Annotated in this window: 26 protein-coding genes, 1 tRNA gene and 2 pseudogenes; 20 read left to right on the top strand and 9 right to left on the bottom strand. The window is 42.9% G+C overall.

Features of this window, described 5'->3' with window-relative positions; genetic code table 11:
- The first annotated feature begins 51 nt into the window (after nt 1-51).
- The 6 genes from MINF_RS05150 (at nt 52) to MINF_RS05125 (ending at nt 3,772) form a co-directional block, all read left to right on the top strand.
- Complete coding sequence (locus MINF_RS05150) at nt 52-456, top strand: hypothetical protein (RefSeq protein ID WP_048810170.1); 405 nt, start codon at nt 52-54, stop codon at nt 454-456.
- A gap of 45 nt (nt 457-501) precedes the next feature.
- Entirely contained in the window at nt 502-1,143 is a 642-nt protein-coding gene (locus MINF_RS05145) for a hypothetical protein (protein WP_012463494.1), read from the top strand.
- Entirely contained in the window at nt 1,140-1,718 is a 579-nt protein-coding gene (locus MINF_RS05140) for a hypothetical protein (protein ID WP_048810169.1), read from the top strand. The genes MINF_RS05145 and MINF_RS05140 overlap by 4 nt, the downstream gene beginning before the upstream one ends.
- A complete protein-coding gene (locus MINF_RS05135) occupies nt 1,672-2,370 on the top strand; it encodes a hypothetical protein (protein ID WP_012463492.1) in 699 nt (232 codons plus the stop codon). Before MINF_RS05140 ends, MINF_RS05135 begins: the two co-directional genes overlap by 47 nt.
- Before the next feature lie 198 nt (nt 2,371-2,568).
- A complete protein-coding gene (locus tag MINF_RS05130) occupies nt 2,569-3,018 on the top strand; it encodes a hypothetical protein (RefSeq protein ID WP_187146978.1) in 450 nt (149 codons plus the stop codon).
- A 7-nt stretch (nt 3,019-3,025) separates the two neighbouring features.
- Nucleotides 3,026-3,772 carry a hypothetical protein gene (locus MINF_RS05125; RefSeq protein WP_012463490.1) on the top strand — a complete coding sequence of 249 codons (747 nt, stop codon included), beginning with the start codon at nt 3,026-3,028 and terminating at the stop codon, nt 3,770-3,772.
- 227 nt (nt 3,773-3,999) lie between these two features.
- Here MINF_RS05125 and MINF_RS05120 read toward each other — a convergent pair whose 3' ends face one another.
- Complete coding sequence (locus MINF_RS05120) at nt 4,000-4,473, bottom strand: c-type cytochrome (protein ID WP_012463488.1); 474 nt, start codon at nt 4,471-4,473, stop codon at nt 4,000-4,002.
- A 123-nt stretch (nt 4,474-4,596) separates the two neighbouring features.
- Complete coding sequence (gene pdxH, locus MINF_RS05115; RefSeq protein ID WP_012463487.1) at nt 4,597-5,238, bottom strand: pyridoxamine 5'-phosphate oxidase; 642 nt, start codon at nt 5,236-5,238, stop codon at nt 4,597-4,599.
- 110 nt (nt 5,239-5,348) lie between these two features.
- On the opposite strand from pdxH, the gene MINF_RS05110 reads away from it, so the two are divergent.
- On the top strand, nt 5,349-6,770 hold the full coding sequence (locus tag MINF_RS05110) for a hypothetical protein (RefSeq protein WP_012463486.1): 1,422 nt from the start codon (nt 5,349-5,351) through the stop codon (nt 6,768-6,770).
- On the opposite strand, the gene bioD is transcribed toward MINF_RS05110, so the two are convergent.
- Nucleotides 6,746-7,378, bottom strand: a complete 633-nt coding sequence (bioD, locus tag MINF_RS05105; RefSeq protein ID WP_048810168.1) for a dethiobiotin synthase — start codon at nt 7,376-7,378, stop codon at nt 6,746-6,748. The genes MINF_RS05110 and bioD overlap by 25 nt on opposite strands.
- A 220-nt stretch (nt 7,379-7,598) precedes the next feature.
- Here bioD and MINF_RS05100 point away from each other — a divergent pair, with 220 nt between their 5' ends.
- The 7 genes from MINF_RS05100 (at nt 7,599) to MINF_RS05070 (ending at nt 13,065) form a co-directional block, all read left to right on the top strand.
- Nucleotides 7,599-7,874 carry a ferredoxin gene (locus tag MINF_RS05100; protein ID WP_012463484.1) on the top strand — a complete coding sequence of 92 codons (276 nt, stop codon included), beginning with the start codon at nt 7,599-7,601 and terminating at the stop codon, nt 7,872-7,874.
- 35 nt (nt 7,875-7,909) lie between these two features.
- Nucleotides 7,910-8,875 (top strand): RluA family pseudouridine synthase, encoded by a 966-nt coding sequence (locus MINF_RS05095; protein ID WP_238523564.1) that lies wholly within the window; start codon nt 7,910-7,912, stop codon nt 8,873-8,875.
- Nucleotides 8,832-9,662 (top strand): uracil-DNA glycosylase, encoded by an 831-nt coding sequence (locus tag MINF_RS05090; RefSeq protein WP_012463482.1) that lies wholly within the window; start codon nt 8,832-8,834, stop codon nt 9,660-9,662. Before MINF_RS05095 ends, MINF_RS05090 begins: the two co-directional genes overlap by 44 nt.
- Before the next feature lie 95 nt (nt 9,663-9,757).
- Nucleotides 9,758-11,668: an ATP-dependent zinc metalloprotease FtsH gene (gene ftsH, locus MINF_RS05085; protein WP_012463481.1), complete on the top strand. Its 1,911-nt coding sequence runs from the start codon at nt 9,758-9,760 to the stop codon at nt 11,666-11,668.
- Between the two features lie 83 nt (nt 11,669-11,751).
- A complete protein-coding gene (locus MINF_RS05080; protein WP_012463479.1) occupies nt 11,752-12,570 on the top strand; it encodes a hypothetical protein in 819 nt (272 codons plus the stop codon).
- 27 nt (nt 12,571-12,597) lie between these two features.
- On the top strand, nt 12,598-12,933 hold the full coding sequence (gene trxA, locus MINF_RS05075; protein WP_012463478.1) for a thioredoxin: 336 nt from the start codon (nt 12,598-12,600) through the stop codon (nt 12,931-12,933).
- 58 nt (nt 12,934-12,991) lie between these two features.
- Nucleotides 12,992-13,065: transfer RNA gene (locus MINF_RS05070), tRNA-Met, on the top strand.
- Nucleotides 13,066-13,186: 121 nt separating this feature from the next.
- Here MINF_RS05070 and MINF_RS05065 read toward each other — a convergent pair.
- The 3 genes from MINF_RS05065 to MINF_RS05055 form a co-directional block, all read right to left on the bottom strand.
- On the bottom strand, nt 13,187-13,960 hold the full coding sequence (locus MINF_RS05065; RefSeq protein WP_012463477.1) for a hypothetical protein: 774 nt from the start codon (nt 13,958-13,960) through the stop codon (nt 13,187-13,189).
- A gap of 189 nt (nt 13,961-14,149) precedes the next feature.
- On the bottom strand, nt 14,150-15,478 hold the full coding sequence (locus MINF_RS05060) for a sigma-54-dependent transcriptional regulator (protein WP_012463474.1): 1,329 nt from the start codon (nt 15,476-15,478) through the stop codon (nt 14,150-14,152).
- Entirely contained in the window at nt 15,463-16,920 is a 1,458-nt protein-coding gene (locus MINF_RS05055; protein WP_012463473.1) for a sensor histidine kinase, read from the bottom strand. The genes MINF_RS05060 and MINF_RS05055 overlap by 16 nt, the downstream gene beginning before the upstream one ends.
- Nucleotides 16,921-17,146: 226 nt before the next feature.
- Between MINF_RS05055 and bioB the strand changes: the two genes are divergently transcribed.
- The 4 genes from bioB to MINF_RS05035 all read left to right on the top strand — a co-directional run bounded on the left by bioB (nt 17,147) and on the right by MINF_RS05035 (nt 20,111).
- The gene (gene bioB / locus MINF_RS05050; RefSeq protein WP_048810166.1) at nt 17,147-18,082 is read left to right on the top strand and encodes a biotin synthase BioB; all 936 of its coding nucleotides are present in this window, start codon (nt 17,147-17,149) and stop codon (nt 18,080-18,082) included.
- A gap of 77 nt (nt 18,083-18,159) precedes the next feature.
- Entirely contained in the window at nt 18,160-19,011 is an 852-nt protein-coding gene (locus MINF_RS05045) for a sulfurtransferase (RefSeq protein ID WP_012463470.1), read from the top strand.
- Between the two features lie 21 nt (nt 19,012-19,032).
- Nucleotides 19,033-19,497: a SufE family protein gene (locus MINF_RS05040; protein ID WP_012463469.1), complete on the top strand. Its 465-nt coding sequence runs from the start codon at nt 19,033-19,035 to the stop codon at nt 19,495-19,497.
- Nucleotides 19,498-19,553: 56 nt separating this feature from the next.
- Entirely contained in the window at nt 19,554-20,111 is a 558-nt protein-coding gene (locus MINF_RS05035; RefSeq protein ID WP_012463468.1) for a hypothetical protein, read from the top strand.
- A gap of 512 nt (nt 20,112-20,623) precedes the next feature.
- Here MINF_RS05035 and MINF_RS05025 read toward each other — a convergent pair.
- Complete coding sequence (locus tag MINF_RS05025) at nt 20,624-21,307, bottom strand: ubiquinone/menaquinone biosynthesis methyltransferase (RefSeq protein WP_012463465.1); 684 nt, start codon at nt 21,305-21,307, stop codon at nt 20,624-20,626.
- Between the two features lie 96 nt (nt 21,308-21,403).
- Here MINF_RS05025 and MINF_RS05020 point away from each other — a divergent pair, with 96 nt between their 5' ends.
- Both MINF_RS05020 and purH read left to right on the top strand, forming a co-directional pair.
- The gene (locus MINF_RS05020) at nt 21,404-22,117 is read left to right on the top strand and encodes a CehA/McbA family metallohydrolase (protein WP_048810165.1); all 714 of its coding nucleotides are present in this window, start codon (nt 21,404-21,406) and stop codon (nt 22,115-22,117) included.
- Nucleotides 22,118-22,161: 44 nt separating this feature from the next.
- Entirely contained in the window at nt 22,162-23,694 is a 1,533-nt protein-coding gene (gene purH / locus MINF_RS05015) for a bifunctional phosphoribosylaminoimidazolecarboxamide formyltransferase/IMP cyclohydrolase (protein ID WP_012463463.1), read from the top strand.
- A 365-nt stretch (nt 23,695-24,059) separates the two neighbouring features.
- Here the strand turns inward: purH and MINF_RS05010 are convergent.
- Nucleotides 24,060-24,386 (bottom strand): annotated as a pseudogene (locus MINF_RS05010) (zinc ribbon domain-containing protein); the annotation flags it as partial.
- Nucleotides 24,375-24,570, bottom strand: a pseudogene (locus tag MINF_RS12025) (MerR family DNA-binding transcriptional regulator); the annotation flags it as partial. The pseudogenes MINF_RS12025 and MINF_RS05010, both read right to left, overlap by 12 nt.
- Nucleotides 24,571-24,610 lie beyond the last annotated feature (40 nt).

Genomic DNA, 24,610 nt, shown 5'->3' with positions numbered 1-24,610 from the left:
TTACTATTAGCTCACCGCGTTTTTTTTGCGTCCTTTCCTAATAATAAATTGATGGGAAACATGGATTCAGGAAAAATAAGGAGCGGCTTTTTTCTCTCTTTTTTCTTCTTAGCCGGCTGTTCCCTTCATTCTTCTTTTCCTTCCCGTTTTCCAGTAAACCTTGAATGCCAAAAGATCGATTATCTTATTTCTGCCTCCCAACTTCGAGTCATGCCTTCAAAAGAAGGCTTTGTGCTCTCCACCCCCCTCGTTTATGCAAACAAAAAACTTTTACCGATCGGAACAGAATTCAGGGCCCAACGGGCATTTCCTCAAGCCTTGCCCCCAAGATATACCGTAGACGGCCTAAGGATCAATCCCCAATCGCCCTTTGTTCCCGCTACGGGAGTGGTCTTTTATTCCGAAGGAAAATATTGGCTTACGTTAAGTAGTCTTTATGTACCCAAAAACCGTTGAGCGGCTGAAGAGCCGATCGACTTACATGAGAAGTAAAAAAAGATTATGAAGTCTAAAGAAAATTCTCTCCCTCCTATACGGAACTACCTCTCCCAGTTATCCTCGGTTTTCATGCACTCCTTTTATCCCAATAACAGGATAAACAAGGCCGGAGACGAAGCCAAGATTTGTCCAAGTGGGATGGATCCATTGAGTTTCAAGATATTTCTTTTTCTCTTAGTCCCGGCCCTCTTTTTTCGTCTCCTTCAGCTCCTTGTCATTTTACAACATTATCCTTGGAACAGGGATTTTAAGGAGATCGAAAAAATGAGGAGGGAAACAAAACAGATAAAAGAACTGATTCGATGGAATGATCATTACCAGAAGGTTATCCTCAATAAAATCCATCCTCAAAACTTTATCGCCGCTCTCTGTTTTTCTTCCGTACCGGGTCTTCAAATCGAACAGTTAAACATTGAATTCCCGGAAAACAATCCTAGGGCGAGCTGTACCCTAAGAGTTATTGCCGAAGAGCCGGCCGGTATAGAAACATTGGGCTTTTATTGCGCTTTTGCTTCCCTGGCCTTCGAAAAAAGCACGGGAAAAAAATTAAAATTCGAATACGCCGACATCAGTTTGCCTAAAGAAAAAGAAAGCCCGCTTCAGGCTGTGATCAGTTGTTCTCCACTCAAAGAGGATCTGCAATGAAAAAAAGGATTCTCCATGGAGTATTTTTTGGTTTGGTGCTTGTGGGAACCTGGATTTTTTCCGGAAAGTTCATCGATCATGCCAAGTCCATCCTGAACGAAAGACTCATAATGGAAAAGGAGTATGCCGACTCCAAGCGATACGTCCAGCAACTCTCTCCACGACTTGAATCAATCCGTGCATTAAAGGTAGTCTATGAGTCACGAAAACAAAAAAGTACAGAAATCCTTCTCATCGACGTTCTTAGCCGTTTTCAAAGGCGGAGATGCGATTTTAGGCTGCTTAGTATTTTTCAAACCCCACTTGGTATTGGATTAAAGGCAGAAGCCAGGTCGGCGGCAATCGTCGATTTCCTGGAGTTCTTTGCAGAGGAAATGCCCGATTTTGGTTTTCAGTCGATTGCGTTAACCGCTCCTGCCGTAGATAGGCGGACTGGAGCTCTTTTCTGTGAAATGGTCTTTAAACGAAACGGCCATGAACAAGTTTTACCTTCTTCCCCAACATCTTCAACACCAAAGGAAAAAGACGATGAAAAAATCCAACTTTTGTCTCCCCGCCCTTCTCTCCAAAAATGATTCTCAAGAAAATCGGGACGACCTTAAAAGAGGGGATAAAATCCTGTTTCGTTTTTTCCTATCTCATCCTCGCATCATCCTGGTATGTCTGGCCGGTTGTCTCCTTTTTCTCCTCAAAATGGCGGAGGAGCCATCGTGGAGCTTCAACTTTCAACAGACAAAGGATTTGAAAAACAGGGAAATTCCACAATGCCTTGCCCAGGAAGACAACCTTCCTCCTGAAGCGATCTCAAGTAAAAGAGAAACTTTGCCGGTTCAAAAACCCGTCCCCCTGCCTGCAAACGGTATTGACGCCTTTGGATTGCCCGTGCAGGGAACTTTTTTGACCGGATCATCGGCAGAAGCTACAAAGAACTTTCTTCCGGATTTGGCTTCCTCTCTCCCTATCCATGGATACTGGGAAGGCAAAGAAGTCATTATCGCAAACAGGGTTTTTCATCCAGGAGATGTATTTCTGTTAAGAACTCCCAACCAATTAGAAAAGATCAAAGTCTTGGCCATTGAATGTAACGGCCTCATTCTCCAAGATCAAACAGGAACCGAAGTGAGGATTCCTTGGCCAAGGGTGTTAGTGGAGGAAAGTGGGCTTTACGGAGAAATCCAGATAAACAAACCCTTGGGAACGGGGGAAGAGAAAACTTCAAACCGGTAAATGAAAAAAAAGTTTTTTTTCTTTTTGAGTTTTCCTTGCTTCCTTGGATTGTGCCTAGGCCAAACTCCTCCTGAAAACTCTCTTTTTCCTTCAGATTGGGATATAGGTATCGAGTTTAAAAAAAATGAGATCACTCAAAGGGAATCCTTACCGAACGGCTCTTTATTAGAAGAGGATAAACCTTATGTGATATTCGAAATGCCTCTTAATGATTTTCTTTTGGCCATGGCTCAAAGGGCAAAAGTCAATTACATCCCCCATAAATCCGTGGCAGGAAAGGTAAGCGCCGTTTTTTATGCGACAGATCCAATTATAATGGCCAAAACGGCAACAAAGGCCAATGGGTATCAACTCCTGGCCAAGGATAAGATGTTCGTCGTGAGAAAGGAAGAAAAACGACCCCAGGATTTCTTTTCTTTTCATGGAAAAGAACCGACAAAACTTTCAGTCCCTAAAGAATCCCTCGGTAAGGGTATGTTTAGAGCCAAGCTCAATCCGGCGGCTTATCATTCCAGCCTTAGGCTCCAATCTTCTAGGTCAAAGAGCGTTCACGGAGAGGCAAAGAAGAAGATGAAAAAATCAGATAAAAAATTGAAATCCGTTCAAACAAAATCCAAAGTTAAAAAAGAACTGAAAAAAAAGCCCTAAACTATTCATGAGGTTCCGGGGAAAGTATGATTTTTCTTCCCTTTTTTTATTTTTCTATTCCTGTTTTCAACCTCTGACTCAACCTATAGAAAGTTCCTTCCATAAAGTGCGCCTTGATGATTATGCCCAACCTGTTCTTTATTCCCCCCAAGAGAAACCGGGGAGTCGGCAAACCCATGTGCTCTTTAGCCGCTGTTATGAAGTGCAAACCCAAAACTATGAGCATCTGGAGCGAGGCGGACCGCTGTTTGAAGAAGACCCTCGCTACCCAGCCCTATGGATGAAGTGCTGGGTTGATGGGCAGAATGTCCCAATTATCCGCAAACCTGTAAGTGAATGGGATTGGAGTTATGTCAAAACAAAATATCCCTGCTCCTTTTTTTGGGCTGCGGACATCCCATGGCCTAGAAACAAGCGCGTCCAGGTCGTATTGCAAGGGGAGTTTTTGGTTCCATCCCATCCCGGCAAAAAAGATTCTTTCGAATACATCGACAATGTAGGAGTTGCCGGTTCGGGGTCTGCTCCCTACGAGGAGATTTCGTTTACCTTTGATCTTTCAGCTATAGCCCAATCGATACCGGGAATCGGAAAGATAGATTCGTCCCTATTCTGGTGGTGGCTCTGCGATAGCTTCTTTTTGATTCATCCAAGGGGCTATAGGATAAAAAATGGAAAGGTAAGGTGGAGCTTTGAAAAAGTTTGGAAGCTCGACGAAAAATTTAGAGTGGAATGGTATGCTTGGTATAGAGAATAACTTTTCTCAATGCAAAGGAAAGTTCATTGATTGATGATTTCAATATTTTTTCTAAACCAGGTATTCCTCGAAAACGAAGAAGAAAACTCTCCTTTGGGACATGGGAATCCACAACCCGGAGCTTTTTTCAAAAATCAAAAAAAGATTTCCCAAAAAGGGTAAATAACCCGCAAAGAGCTTTGTCTCCTTTTTTGCTTAGTAATTAATCACTCAAGTTCTACCCGGTCTTAAGGCTTAATATCCTCGTCGGGAATAGCATTGAGATCCGCTTCGCTTAAGGGAGCGGTTCTCGATTTATACTCTTCCCTTGCCGCCTTAACCTGTTCGACGGTTACCGGCGTGCCCTTGTTGCCCCATGATTGTCTTATATAGGTCGCTACGGCGGCTATCCGGTCATCCGACAGTATCGCCTTCCAGGGTTGCATCACTCCATTATATTGGGTGCCGTCCACTTTACAAGGCCCTTGAAGACCATTAAGAATGATCGCCACAACCCTTTTAGAACCTCCATTCACAATTTTCACCCCGGATAAAGGAGGATATACTCCGGGGACACCCGTTCCCGTCGGCTGATGGCAAGCCGCACAATTCATATCATAAAACTTTTTCCCATCTTTCATTACATCTTGAGAAAAGAGAGAAGAATTTAAACAAAGAGAAAACATGCCGGCTGCAAGCACTTTATAGAAGTTCTTTTTCATAATGATTGTATCTTAATTGTTTAATATTAATAATCTTCTAATGAATACCCAAGAATTGTTTATAATAGAAGAACTTAACGGGAAAATTTTTGTCAATCATAAAATCAAATTTCTTTTATCCTGTTAAGGAGCCAGCCGTTCAATTTTCCATTGGCCACCGGCCTCTTTAAAATAAACAAACCGGTCATGGAAGCGATTTTCTCTTCCTTGCCAAAATTCTATAGTATCGGGGATCAACCAATATCCCCCCCAGTTTTCGGGCATAGGGACATCCCCGGATTCAAACAGCAGTCGATTCTGATTAAAGAGATTTTCAAGGTAGGCTCTTTCCTTGGGCACAGGCTGACTTTGAGGTGAAGTATAGGCGGCAACCCGACTCAAAAAGGGTCGAGATTGAAAATAATAAAAGGATGTTTCAGGGCTTGATTTTTCGCAGCGGCCGCTTACACAGACCTGCCTGTACAGGGTCGGCCAATAACAAGCAAAAGAGGCCTTGGGATTTTCTTCAAGGTGTTTTCCTTTAATACTCGAATAGTTGGTAAAAAAAAGAAACCCCCTTTCATCAATCCCCTTAAGAAGGACATAGCGGACCCGGCTTTCCCCACGAAGATTAGAAGTAGCAAGAGCCACAGCATTGGGTTCTAAAGGTTCTGCTTGCAGGGCGGCTTCATACCATTTGGCAAATTGTTGGAGGGGATTGGGATCTAATTCTTCGAAACTTAAAGGGGTACCAAAATACTCTCTTTTTTTTTCTTCGAGGTTCATAGTGAGTCGTAGGTTAAAAATTATCGATTTTATACCCTGAAAGACAATTAAAAGCTAATATTAGCAATAATTTTTGAATTTTACTTTGCCTAAGTAAATTATGGTTAACCATGGACAAATCAAATCCGACCACCCATCATAAGGCTCTACAGATAAATCTCGATTCTCAAAAATATGGTACCTTTGCAGAAATCGGTGGAGGGCAGGAAGTCGTCCGGTGGTTTTTTAAAGTTGGAGGGGCGGCGGGAACCGTTGCCAAAAGCATTTCCGCTTATGATATGACGGTTAGCGATGCTATTTATGGTCCAACCGAACGATACGTTTGTCAGGAAAGATTATTGAAAATGTTGGACCATGAATACGACCTCTTAATAGATAGATTACAGGTTAAAAGAGGCAAAAGCACCCATTTTTTTGTCTTTGCCGATACGGTGACTATTCAAGGCTACCAGCAGCGTATAGATTGTCACGGTTGGCTGGGGGTACGATTTCAAAACGAACCCATGGCGAAATGTAACGATATCATTATTCATGTTCGATTTTTAGAACAAGATCGGTTACAACAACAAGAAACCCTGGGAATTCTCGGAGTTAATTTAATCTACGCAGCCTTCTACTATAACCAGGATCCAGCCCTTCTCATTGAGTCGCTCATGGATAATATCGCTCCCGGGAAAATAGAAGTGGATTTAATTGATGCTACAGGACCGCTTTTTAACGGTTTTGACTTAAGGTTGCTCAATTTACAGCTCATCGTTTCAGGACTGAGTCAAGTCATCCTTTTTACTCCAGCAGGCAAAACGGCCCAACCTTCGGATCTTCTTTATAAGAAAGCCATTTTGATCGAAAGGGGCAGATTTGAACCGGTGACCAATCTCAACATGGAAATGATGGAAGTAGCCAGGGCCAAGTTTTTGCAAGAACCCGAAATTGCTGAAGTACCCAAAATAGAGCTTATGGAAATTACCACACGCAACCTTTTAAGTGATGTCGGGACAATCGATAAGGAAAATTTCATTCAGAGAATAGATCTACTCTGTGCTTTAAAACAACACGTGTTGATATCCAATTACGCTGAATTTTATGAGATTTCTACTTATTTAAACCGCTTTACAAAAAACCTGATCGGTTTGGTTCTGGGTATTCCCCTGTTGGAAGAACTTTTTAATGAAAAATATTATTCCTATGTCGAAGGAGGAATATTAGAAGCGATGGGAAGACTTTTTAAAAAGAAAATTAAGCTTTACGTTTATCCTACTTTTGACGTACAGACGAATCAACTGATCACGGCAGACAATCTCCAGATCAAAGGACCGATTAAGCATATTTACAATTATCTTTTAGAAACGAATCAAGTCGTTCCTCTTCATCCCTTGCGGCCCCCCCCCAAGTCTTTTTCGCCAAAAGAAGTCGCTGAATATATAAAAAAAGGTAATCCCAAGTGGAAGGAATTCGTCCCGGTACGGGCGATCGAAATTATCCAAGAAAAAAAGTATTTCGGTTATTCTCAAGAGGTCTCATCCAGCCATTGAGGGTAATTAAATGGGGTTTTATCCAGGTTGTCCATAAAAGCTATAGGCAGATCATAACGTTCTTTTAAAAGTTCTACAGCCATTGGATCGATCTCTAGTCCAGGGTAGCGATTTAATATGATTCCTTTCAGGGTGACTCCCGCCTTTAATATGCTTTCTATGCTAAGAAAGGAATGATTCAGAAATCCCAGCCGAGTATGGGCAATTAACAATACCGGACAGTGCAATACCTGGACAAGATCTTTAAGAAGCCATTTTCTCGAAAGGGGAGTCAACCACCCCCCGATTCCTTCAATGACCACATGGCTGTAGGAATCAATAGCGGAAGAAATCGCTTTTTTAATTTCTTCAAGTTTTATCTCTTTGCCTTCAAGCCATGAAGCGATAGCGGGTGCCAAAGGCTGCGAAAAATGAAAAGGATTGATCGCATCCAGGGCAATGGTTTTAGCTGAAGCTTCCCAAAGTCTTAGGGCATCTTCTCTTTGCCCGGTAGAAATAGGTTTTAAACCAATCGCATTATATCCCTTTGATCTCCAGAACCTTACCAGTGCGGTACTGAAGGTTGTTTTCCCTACTCCTGTGTCGGTTCCCGTCACAAAGATAACCATTTTATTGAATCCTTTTCTAAAAAAAATTACTTTTTTCTTTCTTGTCCTACCCAGTTATATTAAAAATCAACAAGTAAACTTACCGCCATTTTGTTTTTCTGATTGCATATTCGTTGCATTTATTTAATTAATTTTTGAAACTGGAAAAGGTTTTTGTTTGCAAAGAAAAGAATTATCTACTAAATACAAATAGAAAGTAGAGAATAAAATTGAGGTTAAGATGGCTGATAGAATTAATAAGTATCCAGACAATGTCTTTGGAAAATATTACGTGGATTCGCAGTGCATAGACTGCGATCTCTGCAGAGAGACAGCTCCTGCGAATTTCAAAAGAAATGACGACGGGGGGCACTCTTTCGTTTACAAACAACCCGAGACTCCAGAAGAAGAAGAACAATGCAGGGAAGCAAAAGAAGGTTGTCCTGTGGAAGCGATCGGAGATGATGGTGATCTGGATGTCATGGAATTGGAAGCGCAAAGATCTACCGAATCTTAACCCTGTTCTTTTTCGATGTTTTTTTGCCTAGCTTCATGGATGAGGCCGACAGTTTGTCCATTCCCAAGACTGAAATGGAAAAAGGAGTAGGACAGAGATTGGATCTGTTTCTTTCCTCACTCCTCAATGTATCGAGAAACAAGATTAAAAAAAAGATTTTAAGCGGTGATCTCCGTTTAAAAAACGGTGCGGTTTTGGAACCCTCGCATAGAATTCGAGGGATCGAAGAGATCGAGATCCGTGGAGGGCTTACCGAAGAGATTCCATCCTTGCCCAAGGCTGAAGAAATCGCCTTGGAAATCCTTTATGAAGATGAAGAAATCCTCATCGTTAACAAACAAAGGGGCATGGTCGTCCACCCCTCTTGTGGACATTGGAGCGGGACACTTGTAAACAGCCTTCTCTTCCATTATGGAGAATCTCTTCCCGGTTCTTCCCTCTTACGTCCAGGGATTGTCCATAGATTAGACAAAGATACTTCCGGTGTAATGGTTATCGCTAAAACCGAGCGGTCCTTAAAGTCTCTACTTTTACAATTTTCACAAAGAACCGTTCAAAAAGTTTATCTCTGCTTATGTAAAAACCGGTTCCCTTATCTTCGTTATTCCTTCGAAGCGAATATCCATAGGCATGCATCGGATAGAAAAAAAATGGCCGTTCACCGGCTAAAAGGGAAAACCGCTGAAACCCGTTTTACTCTGCTTTTTGCTTCTTCTCAAGCTTCTTTCCTTAAGTGCGAACCCGTTTCAGGCAGAACTCATCAAATCCGGGTCCATCTCTCTCATCTCGGTTTTCCAATAATCGGGGATCCCCTTTATGGAAAGGGCGTCAGAAAATATCCCTTCCCTTTATTGTTGCATGCTTATGCTCTCAAGATTGAACATCCGCGGAGTGGAAAAAAAATTGAATTTATGGCTCCCCTGCCCCAAGATTTTAAAGAAGCGCTGGATTTTTTTTATGGAAGAAATTTCTCATGGGAAGAGAACGCTCTTTCTCTATAAGTATCTTGAAATACTCAGGTTTTTAGGTTATTCCTCTCTTTTTCTCCCGCGATTATCCTCTTTTGATGCAAGAAAACAGGCTTCCTTGGAAAATAAAGAGGCCAAAACCGGGAAACACTTTTTGTCCAAAGAGGATAATTCAAGCCAGCTAGTTCTAGCCAAGGGGAAAGTAACCAAGGAATTATCGCTATTAAAAGAGAAGGTAGAGGCATGTAGAAATTGTCCTCACCTGGTTTCTTTTAGAACCCAGACCGTTTTTGGTACGGGAAATCCTTATGCCGAGCTGATGTTTGTAGGGGAAGCTCCAGGCGCGGAAGAAGACTTGCAAGGCGAACCTTTTGTTGGACCAGCAGGCCAGCTCTTGACGAAAATGATTAGAGCTATGGGGCTAAGCCGAGAACAAGTTTACATCGCTAACGTCTTGAAATGCAGACCGGATATACCCAAAGGACAAAAAGGGAATAGAAAGCCTACAACTGAAGAGATGTCTACCTGTTTACCCTATCTTCTTTCTCAGCTAAAATTAATTAACCCTAAGGTCATTGTTGCCCTTGGAGCTACAGCTTATGAAGGGCTTACAGGGAAAGTCGGAATAAAAATAAGCGAGGTCAGAGGCCGGTGCTTCAGTTTTAATGGGGCGACTCTTATACCCACCTACCATCCTTCTTTCCTTCTTCACAACCCTTCCTTAACAAATAAAAGAAAAGTCTGGGAAGATCTACTCACCGCCATGGGAAAATTAGGAATGCCGATCTCAGAAAAACAGAGAAATTATTTTCTTTCTTGAAGTCTAGAAAATTACTGCTTTATAAGTTTCCCGTAAAATTTTATATTTTATAAAAAACAAAGTTCTCGTTCCGCTTCTTATATTCACTCTTAAAAATGAAACTTTCTCCCCCTAAAAAAAATTTACCCCCACAAAAAAATAATGAACCTCCATTTCCTTATTTAAGGCTTTTGGTCCAGGTCGGCATTGCCCTTTTCCTTGTTTGGATATGGCAAGAGAGTCTACATAAAGCCACCGTTTCCACGATTCCCTATAGTGAATTTCTTAATAAAATCAATCAAAAGGAGATCATAGAATGTAAGATTACTCCCGATGAAATTTATGGGAAGATGCTTGTGAGCAAACCCGAAGAAAAGGGACAACCTCCTAAAATCGCTCTCTTTTCAACCGTGAGGGTCGATGACCCCGATCTGGTTAAACGATTGCAATCTGCAGGGGTCGTTTATGGAAGTGTTAAGCCTAGTTTGCTATCCCAAATCCTTTTTTCTTGGGTCGTTCCCATTCTCATTTTCTTTTTAGTCTGGTTTGCCCTGGCAAGATTTATGGGAGGAGGTGGAGCTGGATATTCATTACTCAACATAGGCAAAAGTAGGGCAAGGCTTCTCGTCGATGAAAGTACCGGGGTAACTTTTGCCGATGTGGCGGGTTGTGATGAAGCCAAGTATGAACTGCAAGAAGTCGTTGATTTCTTAAAAAATCCATCCCGTTATAGGGCTCTAGGGGCAAAAATTCCCAAGGGAGTGTTACTCGTGGGACCCCCAGGCACAGGGAAGACGTTGTTGGCTAAAGCGGTTGCCGGAGAAGCCAAAGTCCCTTTTTTCTCCATCAGCGGTAGCGAATTTGTGGAGATGTTCGTGGGGGTTGGAGCTGCCCGGGTGAGAGATCTTTTTGGACAAGCCAAGTCTAAAGCACCCTGCATTGTATTTATAGATGAGCTCGATGCGATTGGAAGGCAGCGGGGGGTAAGGATTCAAGTAGGTTCCGATGAACATGAACAGACATTAAACCAGCTTCTGGTGGAGATGGACGGTTTTGACCCCAACGAAGGAATTATCGTGCTTGCGGCAACGAATCGGCCAGAAATCCTTGATCGAGCCTTACTTCGTCCCGGTCGATTTGATAGGCAAGTTGTCGTCGATCTACCAGACGCCAATGGGCGAGAAGCTATCCTAAGAGTTCATGCTCGAGGAAAACCTTTGTCTGAGAATATCGATTTTAAAGAAATTGCCCAAGCCACCATGGGGTTTTCAGGAGCCGACCTAGCCAACCTGCTAAACGAAGCAGCCCTTTTGGCTGCACGCAGAAAATCTTCAAGGATTGAACAAGTTGATCTTCTAGAAGCGATGGAAAAGGTTATAGCGGGGCCCGAAAGGAAAAGTCGTGTTTTATCTGAAAAAGAAAGGGAACGAGTGGCTTATCACGAAGTGGGGCATGCCCTTGTGGCCTTCTATTCTGAACACGCTGAACCTGTAAGAAAAATCAGTATCGTTCCCCGTGGAAAGTCGGCTTTAGGATATACTTTACAGCTTCCTACCGCCCAAAAATACCTGCTGAGCAAGTCCGAACTATTAGATCGGATATGTGTAGCCATGGGAGGAAGGGCTGCCGAGGAACTGATCTATGGAGATATTACAACGGGTGCAGAAAATGACCTGGAAGTGGCTACCACCATCGCCCGACAGATGGTTTGTTTATACGGAATGGGAGAAAAATCCGGCTTAGCTCACTATGTTCCTCCTCAACCCTTGCTTGGCGGACTGGATACTTCCTATTTAAAGGAATGTAGCGATGAAACGGCACGAATAATAGATCTTGAAATTGAAAAAATCCTTGAGGAAAATTACCAAAGAGCCTTATCCATCCTACGCCATCATCATGTCGAGCTTAAAGAAGTGACCAAGTATCTGTTACAAAAAGAAACTTTAAATGCTGAGGAGTTCAAAAGCATTCTAGAAAACCTAAAAGAGCAAAGAAAAGAAGCTCCTAGCTATTCTTCTACCCTTTGAAACCCCTTCCTGGAGCTGAAACAAAATAAAAGCTGGAAATTTTTCCATTTGACCTGGATTGTCAGAAATGCCATTCTAAGGCTATGGCTCAAAACTTTCCCTTTCGTAAGCCATTAGCCGGCAACTTGAACGAGCTAAAATCAAGGCAACCTTTTCCCCAGAATTCAGGCTCTATCCCTCATTCCCCTTCTCCTTTTACTTCAAAAAATCCCTCGCATCTTTCTTCTGAAGCAATCCAGACAAGTTCAAGTTCATTGATGTACATCCATACCCCTTTTATTCCGAAATCCTCTCTCCACAGCCCTTTATCTTATCCTCAAAGCTTTTCTCTTCCCCATCAATCACCTTCTCCTGTTGTTCCTGAGGAAGGGAAGAATGGTTCTCAACATCAGAATCAAGCTCCATCATCATTCAAAGTGGGAAATCTGCCTCTTAATCCCCTTTCTCAACAGCCCTTTCAGAAAACAAACTTGGCCTTCAGCTTCCAGAAGCCTGAACCTAAACAAAAGGAAGAAAATCCTCCTTTCTTACAATCGCAGACCAATCCTTCGAGCATCCCCAAGAACCCTTTTACTTTCCCTCCTACCCCTGTTCCTCAAGGCAAAAATAAGGACTCGGCAATACCCATGAATTCAGCTTTTGCTCCTCCAGGAGGGGATCTTAAAAATCAGGAGGAATCGGTCGGTCGACCCCCGCAAGAGAAAGGCCAGTCCAGTCTCGATAGAAAAAAAGAAAAAAAACAACCCTCATCCCGGTCTTCTTCCTTAAGCGCTTCTGATCAAAAAGAGGACGATAAAATAGAGCCAACCCCGCGCTCTAATAGGCTCCTTTTAGGGTTAACCGCTCTTGTAAGTATTTTGACAGCTACCTATTTTGTATTAGTCTACTATGATATATTTTAAATAAACGAGTGGAATAGGAGAAAAAGAATGGCTTCTCAATTGATACAAAATGTAACATCCAAAGATTTCGACAACGAGGTCTTAAAATCTCCACAGGTTGTAGTGGTTGATTTTTGGGCTGAATGGTGTGGCCCCTGCCATATGCTTAGCCCTGTCTTAGATGAATTAGCCAAGGAGCTTGACGGCAAGGTTAAGTTTGTAAAAGTCAATGTCGATCAAGAACCTAATTTGGCTTATCAATTTTCCATCCAATCTATTCCTACACTATTAATCTTTAAAGGAGGCCAGGTTAAAGGAAAACAGATTGGAGTAACTTCAAAAAGCCATATTCTCAATAAAATCAAAGAGGTGGAAATTTCCTAAGAGCCACTAAAATAGCCTTGATTTTCTGGTTTTCTTTGCTTTACTTCTTTATAGAGATCGCGGGGTGGAGCAGCCTGGTAGCTCGTCAGGCTCATAACCTGAAGGTCGCTGGTTCAAATCCAGCCCCCGCTAATTTTCTTTTTTCAATTCTACTCTTTGAAGTTCATCCTAAAGCTATTCCAGGAATCTTTTCCGTTCACAAAAGGGGGAAGATAGGGAGGCATAAATTCTTATATATCTCTAATCTAAAAGATCATTTTCCCAAGGCATAACCAATACCCACGACAAAGTTATTTGAAAAATATTGTATAGAATGAACTTCTTGATTTCCCACGTTTAGCTTTGATGGACCAAGCCAACCCATGAAAGACTCGATGCGCAGGGACCACTTGTCATTCCAGTGGTAACGAAAACCTATGTCGGCAAGTGCGGTTTGTACAATCTGCACTCCTTCCCCGTGCAAAGCCAGAATTCCTATTCCAGTCCCTATACCTACAATCGGCTCCCACCTTGTCAGCCGGTAGCCTACCGTGCCGAACAGGAAAACGAGCCCTGTATTTGTAGAAAGGGTTTGAATACGAGATCCCTGGTTGAGTGAAATACTCGAACCATTGTATGCGGACGTCAATTCCAGGGTAAAACTAAAATGGCCTAATCGCTTGGGATCAAACCAATAGTAGCCAAAGGTCGGAGAAAAAATGACACTAAAATCATTATTGATGGAAACGGGTTTATTCCCAGGGTCCAAGTGGCCGCCTTCTGAACGAATCCACTGGGGACCAACGAATCCCGCAACAAAAAAACCACTCAGTTTTTCTTTGTTCTTTTTTTCCAAGGATACAGCTTGAGTTTCTTCAATCAATGTGCCTGCGTCCTCTCCAATGGTCAGCGCAAAACCCCTCATCGTTAAAAACAGGACCAATACAAACAAAAGCCAGGGAAAATAGAATACCTTCATTTCTGTCTTTGGGCCCAGCCCATAAAACCGCTTTGCTAAAAAAAAGAGGTTAAAGAAAATCCAGCGCATAAGCTTTCCATTTATTCATGGGCTTTTCGTCGAGCAAAGCCTGTGCCATGAACCGGACCAGTAAAGGTCCTAGGAGCAAACCTGGAATGGATAGGCCAAATGAAGAAAAATAAAAGAAGGATTGACTAAAAAAAAGACAGAGAGATCAAAAACTGTCTTTATAATGTACGGACCAAGGTCTATCTTCAATTACTGATCAATCCCATGCTCTTTCATTTTAAGATAAAGCAGGCTACGATGGATATTCAATAAACGAGCAGCTTCGGTACGGTTTCCCTGGCTTTCTTTAAGGGCTTTTTCTATCAACATTTTTTCAAGCTTGGCAATGGCAGAAAAAAAATCCCATTGCAAGAAATCTTCTTTGTTTAATCCGGGCTCTTTGTCCGTGGGCAGGCTAATATCCAAGTCTCCAACATCGATCAACTGTCCCCGGGAAGTTATACCTGCACGGCGAATAACATTTTCAAGCTGCCTGACATTCCCGGGCCAGGGATACTCCAGAAGGGCTTTCTGGGCGGCTAAAGTCAGTTTTTTTGATGAGCCGGGAAAGTATTTCTCGATAAAATATTCTGCAAGTAAAAGAATATCGGAATTTCTTTCTCGCAAGGGAGGAAGTTCAATTTGTAAAACCTGGATACGATAAAAAAGATCGTCCCTAAACTTTCCACCCATGACAAGATCGAGAAGGTTCTTATTGGTGGCGGCGATGATTCGGACATCGATAGGATAATCGGTTTCTGAACCCACAGGCTGAATCTTATTTTCGGAAAGGGCCTTTAAAAGTTTTGCCTGCATCGTCAAAGGCATTTCGGCTATTTCATCCAAAAAAAGAGTACCCCCGGTGGCTTCCATGAACTTTCCCTTTCGATCTTTAAATGCTCCCGTAAAAGAGCCTTTAGTATGGCCAAAGAATTCAGTTTCAAAAAGAGCTTCCGGAAAAGCGGCACAATTGACCTCAACAAAAGGTCCATTTCCCCTGGCGCTATGCCGATGAATAGCACGGGCAACAAGTTCTTTTCCTGTTCCCGTCTGCCCGGATATCAGCACGGGGAAGTCACAGCAAGCGGCAAATCCAATAAATTTTTGAACTCTTCGCATGGCTGCACTCTCACCTATGAGCTCCTCCTGTCCTTTGGATTGAACTTTTAAAGAAAATAGAGAAGATGTACTGCTCAAAGCTCGTTCGATAACATCCTGGATTTCCCGTTTTTTGATGGGTTTAGTCAGATGATCAAAAGCCCCCTTTTTTATCGCTTCTATCGTATTAAAACTATTGGGAAAGGCTGTAAGGATGATGACGGGAGGCTTTTTATCTAACTTGCGCATTTCTTCAAGAAGGCTAAGACCATCCTCCCCTTTAAGTTTTAAGTCCAGGAAAATAAGATCGGTTTGCTGCGCCAATTCTAGGGCTTTTGGAACCTCTGAAGTTCCTGAAACGGTGTGACCCAAGGAACGAACGGTTTTGGAAAACGCAAGACGGAATGCGTAATCATCGTCAACGATCAGGATATTCGCCATGGTAGTTCAATCTCAAATCGAGCTCCTCCTTCCCTTCCCGCTTTGCATTCTATGCAAGCATTATGCGATTCGACAATCTCTTTGACAATAGATAATCCCAGCCCAAAACCATGACTTTTTTTGGTGAAAAAAGGTTCAAAGACTTCTTCACGAATCTCATCCTCGATTCCCTTCCCGGAATCCTCTACAGAGATACACAGTTTATCGTCTTTTTTTTCCACTTTCACCTCGATCCATCCCCCTTTTGGGGTATGTTCAAGGGCATTTTGTAAAAGATTGCCTAAAACCCTCGACATGCCCTGGGGGTCAAAACACCAACTCCCCTTCCAGGGAACGACTCTCAAATCGACTCCATGTTTAAAAGCAGCGGCTTCATAGGGCTTAACCGTCGACTTAAGCCAAGGATAAAGATCGTTCTCTTGCGGAGTTATTTCTCCGGCATGGCACAAGAGGACGATACTATCCAAGAGTTTTTTCATCCGCTCTACTTGTTCTTGAACGCATTCTAGCGGCTCTTTATTTCCTTTATCCTTGGACTGCAAAGCATTTTCAACTTCAAGTTGGATGGTCGCCAAAGGGTTGCGTAATTCATGGGTAAGCGTGGCCGCTACCTTCCCCAAAGTGACGATGCGTTCATTTTTTGAAATTTTTTTCAAGAGCTCTTCTTTTCTATTTTTTTCATCAATAAGGCTTTTTCTTGCTCCAACCAATGTCTCAACAAGTTTATCCAATTCCCGATAACCTGTTAAAGGAAGAGAGGGAATCTGATCAGGGGGGGTAGTTGCTATAATATTTTCGAGCCGCGAAATTTCTCTTGACCAAGATTGGAGTATGCGTAATCCAAAAATACCGAGAAGAAGAGAAAAAATCAAAATTGAAGACAAAAAGAAAATTAATTTCTCATAATCGGAAACCAGCCGAATCGGAACACGGGTCATAGTCCAGATAACGGTATCATTATCCTTCAAATTCAAGGGTTTAACATAAAGAAGGAGGCTTTCTCTTGTGCCATCAAACCGACCAAAAAGAGGTCTTTTTTCTTTTAGAGATTGCTGAGATAAACGAATAATTCGATTTTTTTCTGCTGAAGGCACGTCCATTTTTAACGGCCCTTCATAGGTAGGATAACTATAAGCGATATAGCCTTTTTCCATATTCCACAGCCCCCCTTCTACTCCGCTAAAGGAAGAAAGAGAACTGGCAATGATAAAATTTAAATTTGAGCTTCCCGGCGCCTCTTTTTGTTCAAAACCGTTTTTTAGATTTTCTTCAATCCTCAAAGCTCCTTTATGGAGGTTGTCTTTCCCGGCAGCTATTCGGGCTGAAACTCCCCAAAGCAACGCAATTAGACCGCAAACCCCAAAAGCGACGCTAAGGATCGCCAAGAGCATCCATAAAAGAAAAAGGCCTATCCAGAGGGGATAACGGCGAAGAATCACCATAGGATGAATTTCAATATAGGGAACAACTCAAAGAGGGGCAAACCCGGGAAACGGCAAAAAAATGGAAAATCAAAAAAACCCCCTAGTAAAGAATTCGAAAGGACGGAGAAAAATTTTATAAAAGTTCAGTTGGAAACTTTTTAATATTTTCAATCGAGCCGATTTTTCCACAAGGAAATCGGTAAAACATTGTTATGGAACTAAAGATTGAATATTGTGGAGAGCCATGAAGGATTATTGTGCTATTGAGCAGATCTATCACCGACCCCTGGATGAATTGTTGGGGGAAGCACTCCAAGCGAAAAAATTATCGGGCAGAAATGGGGTACAGTTTTGCCAACTTCTCAACATCAAAAGCGGAGGTTGCAGTGAAGATTGCAAATATTGTGCTCAGAGTGCCCACTACCGAACCCCTATCGAAAAAGGAGCATTACTTGATGAAGAAGAGATCCTTCAAGCGGGATTGCAAGCTAAAGAAAAGGGAGCTAGCCGGTTTTGTCTTGGAGCGGCTTGGAGGGGGTTATTCGAAGGAGAAACAAAAACAAAAAAGATTTGCAAAATTATTTCGAAGATCAGTTCCCTGGGCATGGAATTGTGTCTTTCTGCCGGATTTTTAACGGAAAAAACCGCCTTAATGTTAAAAGAATCTGGACTTAAGGTGTATAACCATAATTTAAACACGGGTCCTAGTTATTATCCAAGGATCGCCTCCACTCACCGTTTTGAAGACCGATTGCAAACCATTAGAATTGTACAAAAAGTAGGTTTAAAACTCTGTTCTGGTGGAATAATAGGCATGGGAGAGAGGCTAAAAGATAGACTGGAAATGCTTTTCTGTCTGTATTCCCTGCCCGAAGCCCCGGAGAGCATACCCATCAACGTTTACATGCCCATTGAAGGAACTCCTTTTTATGGGACGCCTCCCCTGGATTACATGGATCTTATCCGAATGATAGCTACAACCAGAATCCTCTTCCCGCTATCTAGAATAAGACTTGCCGCAGGAAGAAAATTACTCGATGAAAAAACTCTCACTTTGTGCTATTTAGCGGGTGTAGATTCGATTTTCATCGGTGAAAAATTACTCACCCAAAGCAATGTTCAATTGGAAAAAGATTATGCCTTGCTCAAAAAATTGAATTTAAGAAAAGAAGAACGCTAAAAATTATTAATAAAATCTATAGGAATTCTATTTTTCTTTTCCCCTTTCTTTTTATATTATAAGGAGAAAAACATGCTATGAAAAATTACGCGCATCCCGAAGTCTTAGTAGAAACAAGTTGGTTACAAGAGCACCTGAACGATCCCGGAATAAGAATCATTGAAAGCAACGAAGACCCCCTGCTCTATGATACCGGGCATATTCCCAATGCCGTGAATATTGATTGGAGGGCTGATCTCAATGATCCCTTGATCAGGGATTATATTTCGGCTGAAAGATTTGCCCAGCTTTGCAGCCAAAAAGGGATAAGCCCCGAGACTACCTGCATCTTTTATGGAGATAAATCCAATTGGTGGGCGTGTTACTCTCTTTGGGTATTCAGGTTATTTGGTCATACCGCAGTAAAAATCCTTAACGGGGGAAGAGATAAATGGATAAAGGAAGGCCGCCCCCTGACAAAAGAAAAAGTCGCTTTTCCACCATCCTCCTATCCAGTACCGACGGTCCGGCATGATGGGGAAATCAGGGCCTTTTATGATGAAGTCTTGCGCTTTTGCAAAGAAAAAAGAGGACCCCTTATCGATGTTCGTTCCCCTGGAGAATATACGGGTGAACTTATTCATATGCCGGAATATCCTCAAGAAGGAGCATTAAGAGGGGGACATATTCCAGGGGCTAAAAGCGTACCTTGGAAAACCGCGGTTAACGAGGATGGCACTTTTAAATCGGCGGAGGAGCTTTCAAAAATCTATGAAGAGGGCTGCGGCGTATCCGATGACAAGCCAACCCTTGTTTACTGCCGGATTGGAGAACGTTCTAGCCACACCTGGTTTGTCTTGACTTATCTTCTGGGACACAAAAATGTGAAGAATTATGATGGTTCTTGGACCGAGTGGGGCAATAAAGTTGGAGCTCCCATTGAAAGATAAAATATTAACTTTTTATTTTTAATGATGGATAAATTACCCAAATCTCTAAAAGATATTATTTCTACATTTGAGGTTCTTGGAGAAGAAGAAAGACGAGAAATGCTGATTGCCTACAGTGAAGCCTACTCCCAGTTTGCCCCTAGAGAAGATGAACAGTACGTATTAACCGATGTGCGCAGGGACGAGGAATGTACAGATACCGTGGGCGTATATCTCCTTTCCGATGATGAAGGAAAAGTCTATTTTCGGATGCATTTAGGTCCTCATGTGCAAACCTTGACCAAGGCTATGACTTCTATTCTCTGCCAAGGACTAAGCGGGTCCTATCCTCAACAGGTTGTGGATATTCCATCGACATTTATAAAGAAAATAGTAGGCGGAGAGCTTTTTAGGATAAGAAGTCAAACTGTTTACTATGTACTGGGAAGGATGAAGAGTGCTTGCAAGCAATTACTCAATAAAAGCCTATCCGAAAACAGCAATTAGCTGTTTTATGAATTAATTTTAGTCAACATGCTTTCTAAGCCTATCAACAAAAGGGGATGAAAAAAAAGAACATGATTCTGCGTGCAGCAGGAGCTGAGTATCCCGCTTTGAAACTGGATCGACAAGTTTATAACGAGGGTTGGTTCGAAAATCTTGCTTTTTTCCTCAAATCTCAACTCCAGAACAAAGTTCCTTTTTCTAAAGAAACTTTAACGACCTATTATGCAAGAAAAGCTCCATCCCTCCTCTACGATCGTTTTCTCGGAGACCAAAAAAAGATTAAAGAAAAATCGGATTCTACACCCTCGCCCTTACCGACCCCCACGGCAAGAGCACGCCGAGCAAGAGAAAACCTTTTTGAGGTTTTGTTTAAAAGAGTTGAACGAAAAAGGTATTCGCGGCCTGAATTTTTACAATCCATTTGGCGGGAAGCTGTTGGCTCTTCGTTGGCTGTTTATAGCCAGCTTGTAGCCATTGATGAAGAAAAACATCTTGCCTTTTTTCGCTGTGTTTCCAGCGTAATAGCTTATGAAATAAGAAAAGATACTACAGTAGCTGAAAAGCTCACCTCTCTTAGCGGCAAATCAATCAAGCTTCTAAAACAGGTTTATTAGCGTTTTCCAAAGCTCATGGAGAAAAAGCTTTGTTTCATCAAGGCGGGCTCTGTTTGTTTGCTTCAATGAACCAAAGAATTTTATTGTCCCAAAAAAAATGTTTAAAACCCGCAGCGAATAGAACCAGCCCACTGGAAGGCTAATCCCTAGCCAGAGCAGCTCGGTAGGCCCCAACAACGATGGGCTCTATCCAAAGAATCGTTATAAAAACCGTTTCCCAGTAACCGGATCCTCCCTTGAGCTTGCTTCAAAAGGCAGGGCTTTGCGATATAATCCATGCAACGGGACCAGGGGAAGGGAATTTTCCCTTGAAAGTCCAGGGCTTTTGGCTTGTGATTTTCAATGCAAGCCTCCCCAAAGAGGCAATAATTCCAAGTCAAATTTTTTTCACCCAAGAAAGATAATCAAGCCGGGAAGATGAGAAGGACGAAAAGTTTTTTTAAGGGTTTTTTTTGGTTTCTTCACTTCTCAAACGCTTTTCTCTCTTTTCACTCGAGCTCATGGACTGGCTCTCATGAAGGTTTTTTCCCCCAATAAAGGGTGACGATTCCAAGGGTCATAGGAATGGAGCCACAGGGATAAAATCCCGCTAGCTTAAAAAGGTCCACCACCGCCTCGGTAGGTGGGAATTCAAGAATAGACTGGGCAAGATAATCGTAGGCTTCTTTAGGAGCACCTACAAGAGCGGCAATACGGGGAATAACTTTGACAAGGTAAAATAAATAAAAGGGCTTAATGACTCCCTTGGGCATAGAAAATTCTAATACGAATAAAGTTCCTCCTGGACGCAAGACCCGAAAAATTTCTTTTAGTGCCCCTAGTCTACACTGGAAATTCCTCAACCCAAAAGCGATAGTCGTCGTATCAAAAGTTGAAGAAGAAAATGGAAGATCCGAAGCCTCGGCCGCAAGAACGTTGTTAAGTCCCTTTTTTTTAGCTAAAGTGAGCATTTCTTCTGAAATGTCCACACCGTAGTAAGTATGAATGGAGGAACAACATCGTAACGTAGCGAGTAACATATCCCCGCTGCCCGTGGCTACATCGAGAAGGGCAAAGGGCTTTAGTTCCGCTATTTTTAAGGCCAGTTTTCTTCTCCACCAAAAATCAAAACCTAGGCTTAGCCAATGATTTAAAAAATCATACTTGAAGGCAACCTTATCGAATAATTTTCCTATAAAATTGTCCGGCTGGGGCATCTATTGTTTTTTCTCCATCTCCAGAGAGCTATGAATAATAGGATAGAAAAGAAAAAAGTAAACAGAACAAAATCAATATGCTATGCTAAAATAAGTATGCAATATCGAATTGATTTCCATTGTCATTCCAGATTTTCCGCGGATGGAGTATCGGAACCGGAGGAAATGGTTCGCGTTGCAAAACGCAAGGGATTGAATGGCTTTGCATTGACCGATCATAATACTTCAGCCGGTATAGATTATTTCGAACAAATCGGGCTCATTAGGAAAGATGGGTTGGCTGTCGACAACTTTCTTATCATTCCCGGGCAAGAAATTACGACTAAAGAAGGCCACCTCCTTGCCCTGGGAATAAAATTACCCGACCTAAAAGGTATTCCCGCCCTGGATGCGATTGCCCTCATCCATTCTATGGGAGGATTGGCTATTGCTCCCCATCCCTTTGATTATTTTCGGGCTGGAATCCGTAAACGGGTCTTAGACCAATTACCTTTGGACGGGATTGAAGTCTTTAACGCCGCAGTAACCTTCAAAAGATGCAACCAAAAGGCCCAAGCCTATGCCAAGGAAAGAAAATTACCCATGATCTCTGCAAGTGATGCCCATGATGCGGACGTGATTGGAACGGCCTATACGGTTGTAGATGCAGAAGAATTTTCTCTCCAGGGTATTCTTCGAGCTATTGCTCGTGGTACTATCTTGGAAAAAAAATACATCAGTCCAAAGGAAGCTTTGAAAAAAACCTGGAATAATGTTTTTCGTTTTAGAAGCAGGCAGGGAGCGATAAGATCTTTAGGGAAAGACAACTAATTTGTACTGTTCGACATTGCTGAGTTCGAATAAGGAAGAAGCTCATGAGTGCAGCATTTCTTTCGGTATATGACAAGACGGGTATCGTGGAGGTAGCCAGGGTTTTAAGCCAAGCTGGAATCGACATCATTTCAACAGGAGGCACGGCCAGGCTTCTTAAAAACGCTCATATTCCCGTTCAAGAGGTATCGGATGTAACGGGATTTCCTGAACTGCTCGAAGGGAGAGTAAAAACCCTCCATGCAAAAATTCATGCCGGAATTCTTTATAAAAGAGAGAAGCCGGATCACCTAAGGGAGATTACCGAATTGGGCATTCCCCAAATTCAATACGTTATTGTTAATTTTTATCCTTTTGTTGACGCTGTAAAAAAGAACTTGCCTATCGAAGAAATGCTCGAATACATCGATATTGGAGGCTGCACGTTAGCAAGAAGCGCTGCGAAAAATTATCCCCATGTGACCGTTGTCGTTGATCCTGCGGATTATACAGAGCTGATCAGTCAAATACAAACAATGGGATCAACTTCTTCTTCCCTGCGTAAGAAACTGGCGTTTAAGGCCTTCAACCTGACCAGTTATTACGATAGTCAAATTGCGAGGTTCTTCCAAGAAAAACTCCACATGCGGTTCTTTCCTCCGGAATCCTCTATTCCCCTATACGGCTATTCCCCTTTACGATACGGAGAAAATCCCCATCAACATGCCGCCCTTTATGGAGATTTCTGGAATTACTTCCAGCAGCTTCAAGGCAAGGATCTCTCTTACAATAATATTCTAGATATCGATGCAGCCGTAAGAATATTATCTGAATTTGGATCCGATTCAGCTATAGCCGCCATTTTTAAACATAGTTCTCCCTGCGGGGTAGGCATGGGAATGACGGTTAAAGAAGCCTTTGAAAAAGCTTTTAAGACGGATAAAGAATCTCCTTTTGGAGGAGTCATTGCCCTAAACAAACCCCTCGATCCAGCCTTGGCAGAGATCCTCGCCGATATCTTTGTAGAAGTTATCGTGAGTCCCGAATATGAACCAGAAAGCCTACAACTTTTACAAAAGAAAAAGAACTTGAGGCTTATTCAAGTCTCTTTAAATAAACTTCCTCCTCCCCGGTATATAATCCGTTCACTCTGCGGGAATTCTTATTTGCTTCAAGAGCCCGATAACATGCTTTTAGATCAAGAAAAGATGAAGATTGTCAGCTTGCGAAAACCCACCCCAGAAGAAATGAATAAATGCCTCTTTGGTTGGAAAGTAGTAAAACATGTGCGGTCTAATGCCATCGTTTTTTCCGATGCAGATAGAACACTGGGAATAGGAGCTGGACAGCCTTCAAGGGTTGATGCCGTTAGAATCGCTATCGATAAAGCCGGCCGCGAGGGATTATCTTTAAAAGGAAGCGCCGTTGCTTCCGATGCTTTCTTTCCGTTTCCGGACGGCCTAGAATTAGCAGCCTCAGCCGGAGCCACCGTGGTTATTCAACCCGGAGGCAGTGTTAGAGACAAGGAAGTTATAGAAGCAGCGAACAAGCACAACATGGCGATGATTTTCACCCACCTGCGCCATTTTCTCCATTAACCTGGTTCCCGACAAACAATCAGGATACCATTGAAAGCCAGGAAAAAATGTCTCGAGCACTCTTATTCGGAGTATTCGGTTCTTGAAAACTTTATTCTTTATTCCGCTAAGGAAACTTTCAGTCCCGAAGCCTGATCATTGGACAGTGCAACCGGGATCTCCTTTCTCCTTTATTCAACCGCGATGAGCTGGGGCGCAGGGCGGTATAAAGTCCCCTCTATCCTATGCTTCCCCGGTAGAACTTCCTTTTGCTTTCGGGAAGTCACCTTCTCAAAAAGACTACAAAGAATTTCAGTAAAAGGGCAACCCCTGATCAGGCAGGCCCAATCCTTCAAGCCAAGGAAGTGGATTAAGCAATGCTGCTATCAAAAACGTGCGCAAAGGTGCGCACTGTTCTCTTCCTGCCCCGATTCCTCAACGGAATCGTCTCTGACAGGCGTAACTTTCCCGACTACGGCAGAGACCATCTCTGCCGCAGTGCCGCTGTTACCAGACGGACTCGCCACGGGTAGGGCAGTTGCGGTTGCCAGCCGTTTGAGGTTGAGCGCCGCGTTGAAGTCGCGGTCGTGGTGCGTGCCGCACTCGGGACACGTCCAGCTCCGATCCTTGAGCGTCAGCGCCTCGTTCTTCCACCCGCAAACCGAACACAGGCGACTGCTCGGATACCAGCGATCGGCGATGATGAGCCGTGTCGGCTCGGACACCGCATAGCGCAGGCCGAGAAAATCACGAAGCTGTGATTCGGTGTAAAGCCTTCGGTTGCTGTCGGTCCGCGCCGCAGGAATTAGTCGGCCTTCACGCTCCCATCGCTGCATGGCCTTGACCGAGACCCCCCAGCAGCTTGGCCGCCCGGCCCGTGCTCATAGTGCTTTCCATGCCCTACATAATACACCATTACGCTCTATTTGCAATACTA

Origin of the sequence: Methylacidiphilum infernorum V4 (assembly GCF_000019665.1) — a bacterium.
GTDB classification, from domain to species: Bacteria; Verrucomicrobiota; Verrucomicrobiia; order Methylacidiphilales; family Methylacidiphilaceae; genus Methylacidiphilum; species Methylacidiphilum infernorum.
Note: the sequence above shows the minus strand (reverse complement) of the source record. Positions and strands in the feature narration are given on the sequence as shown.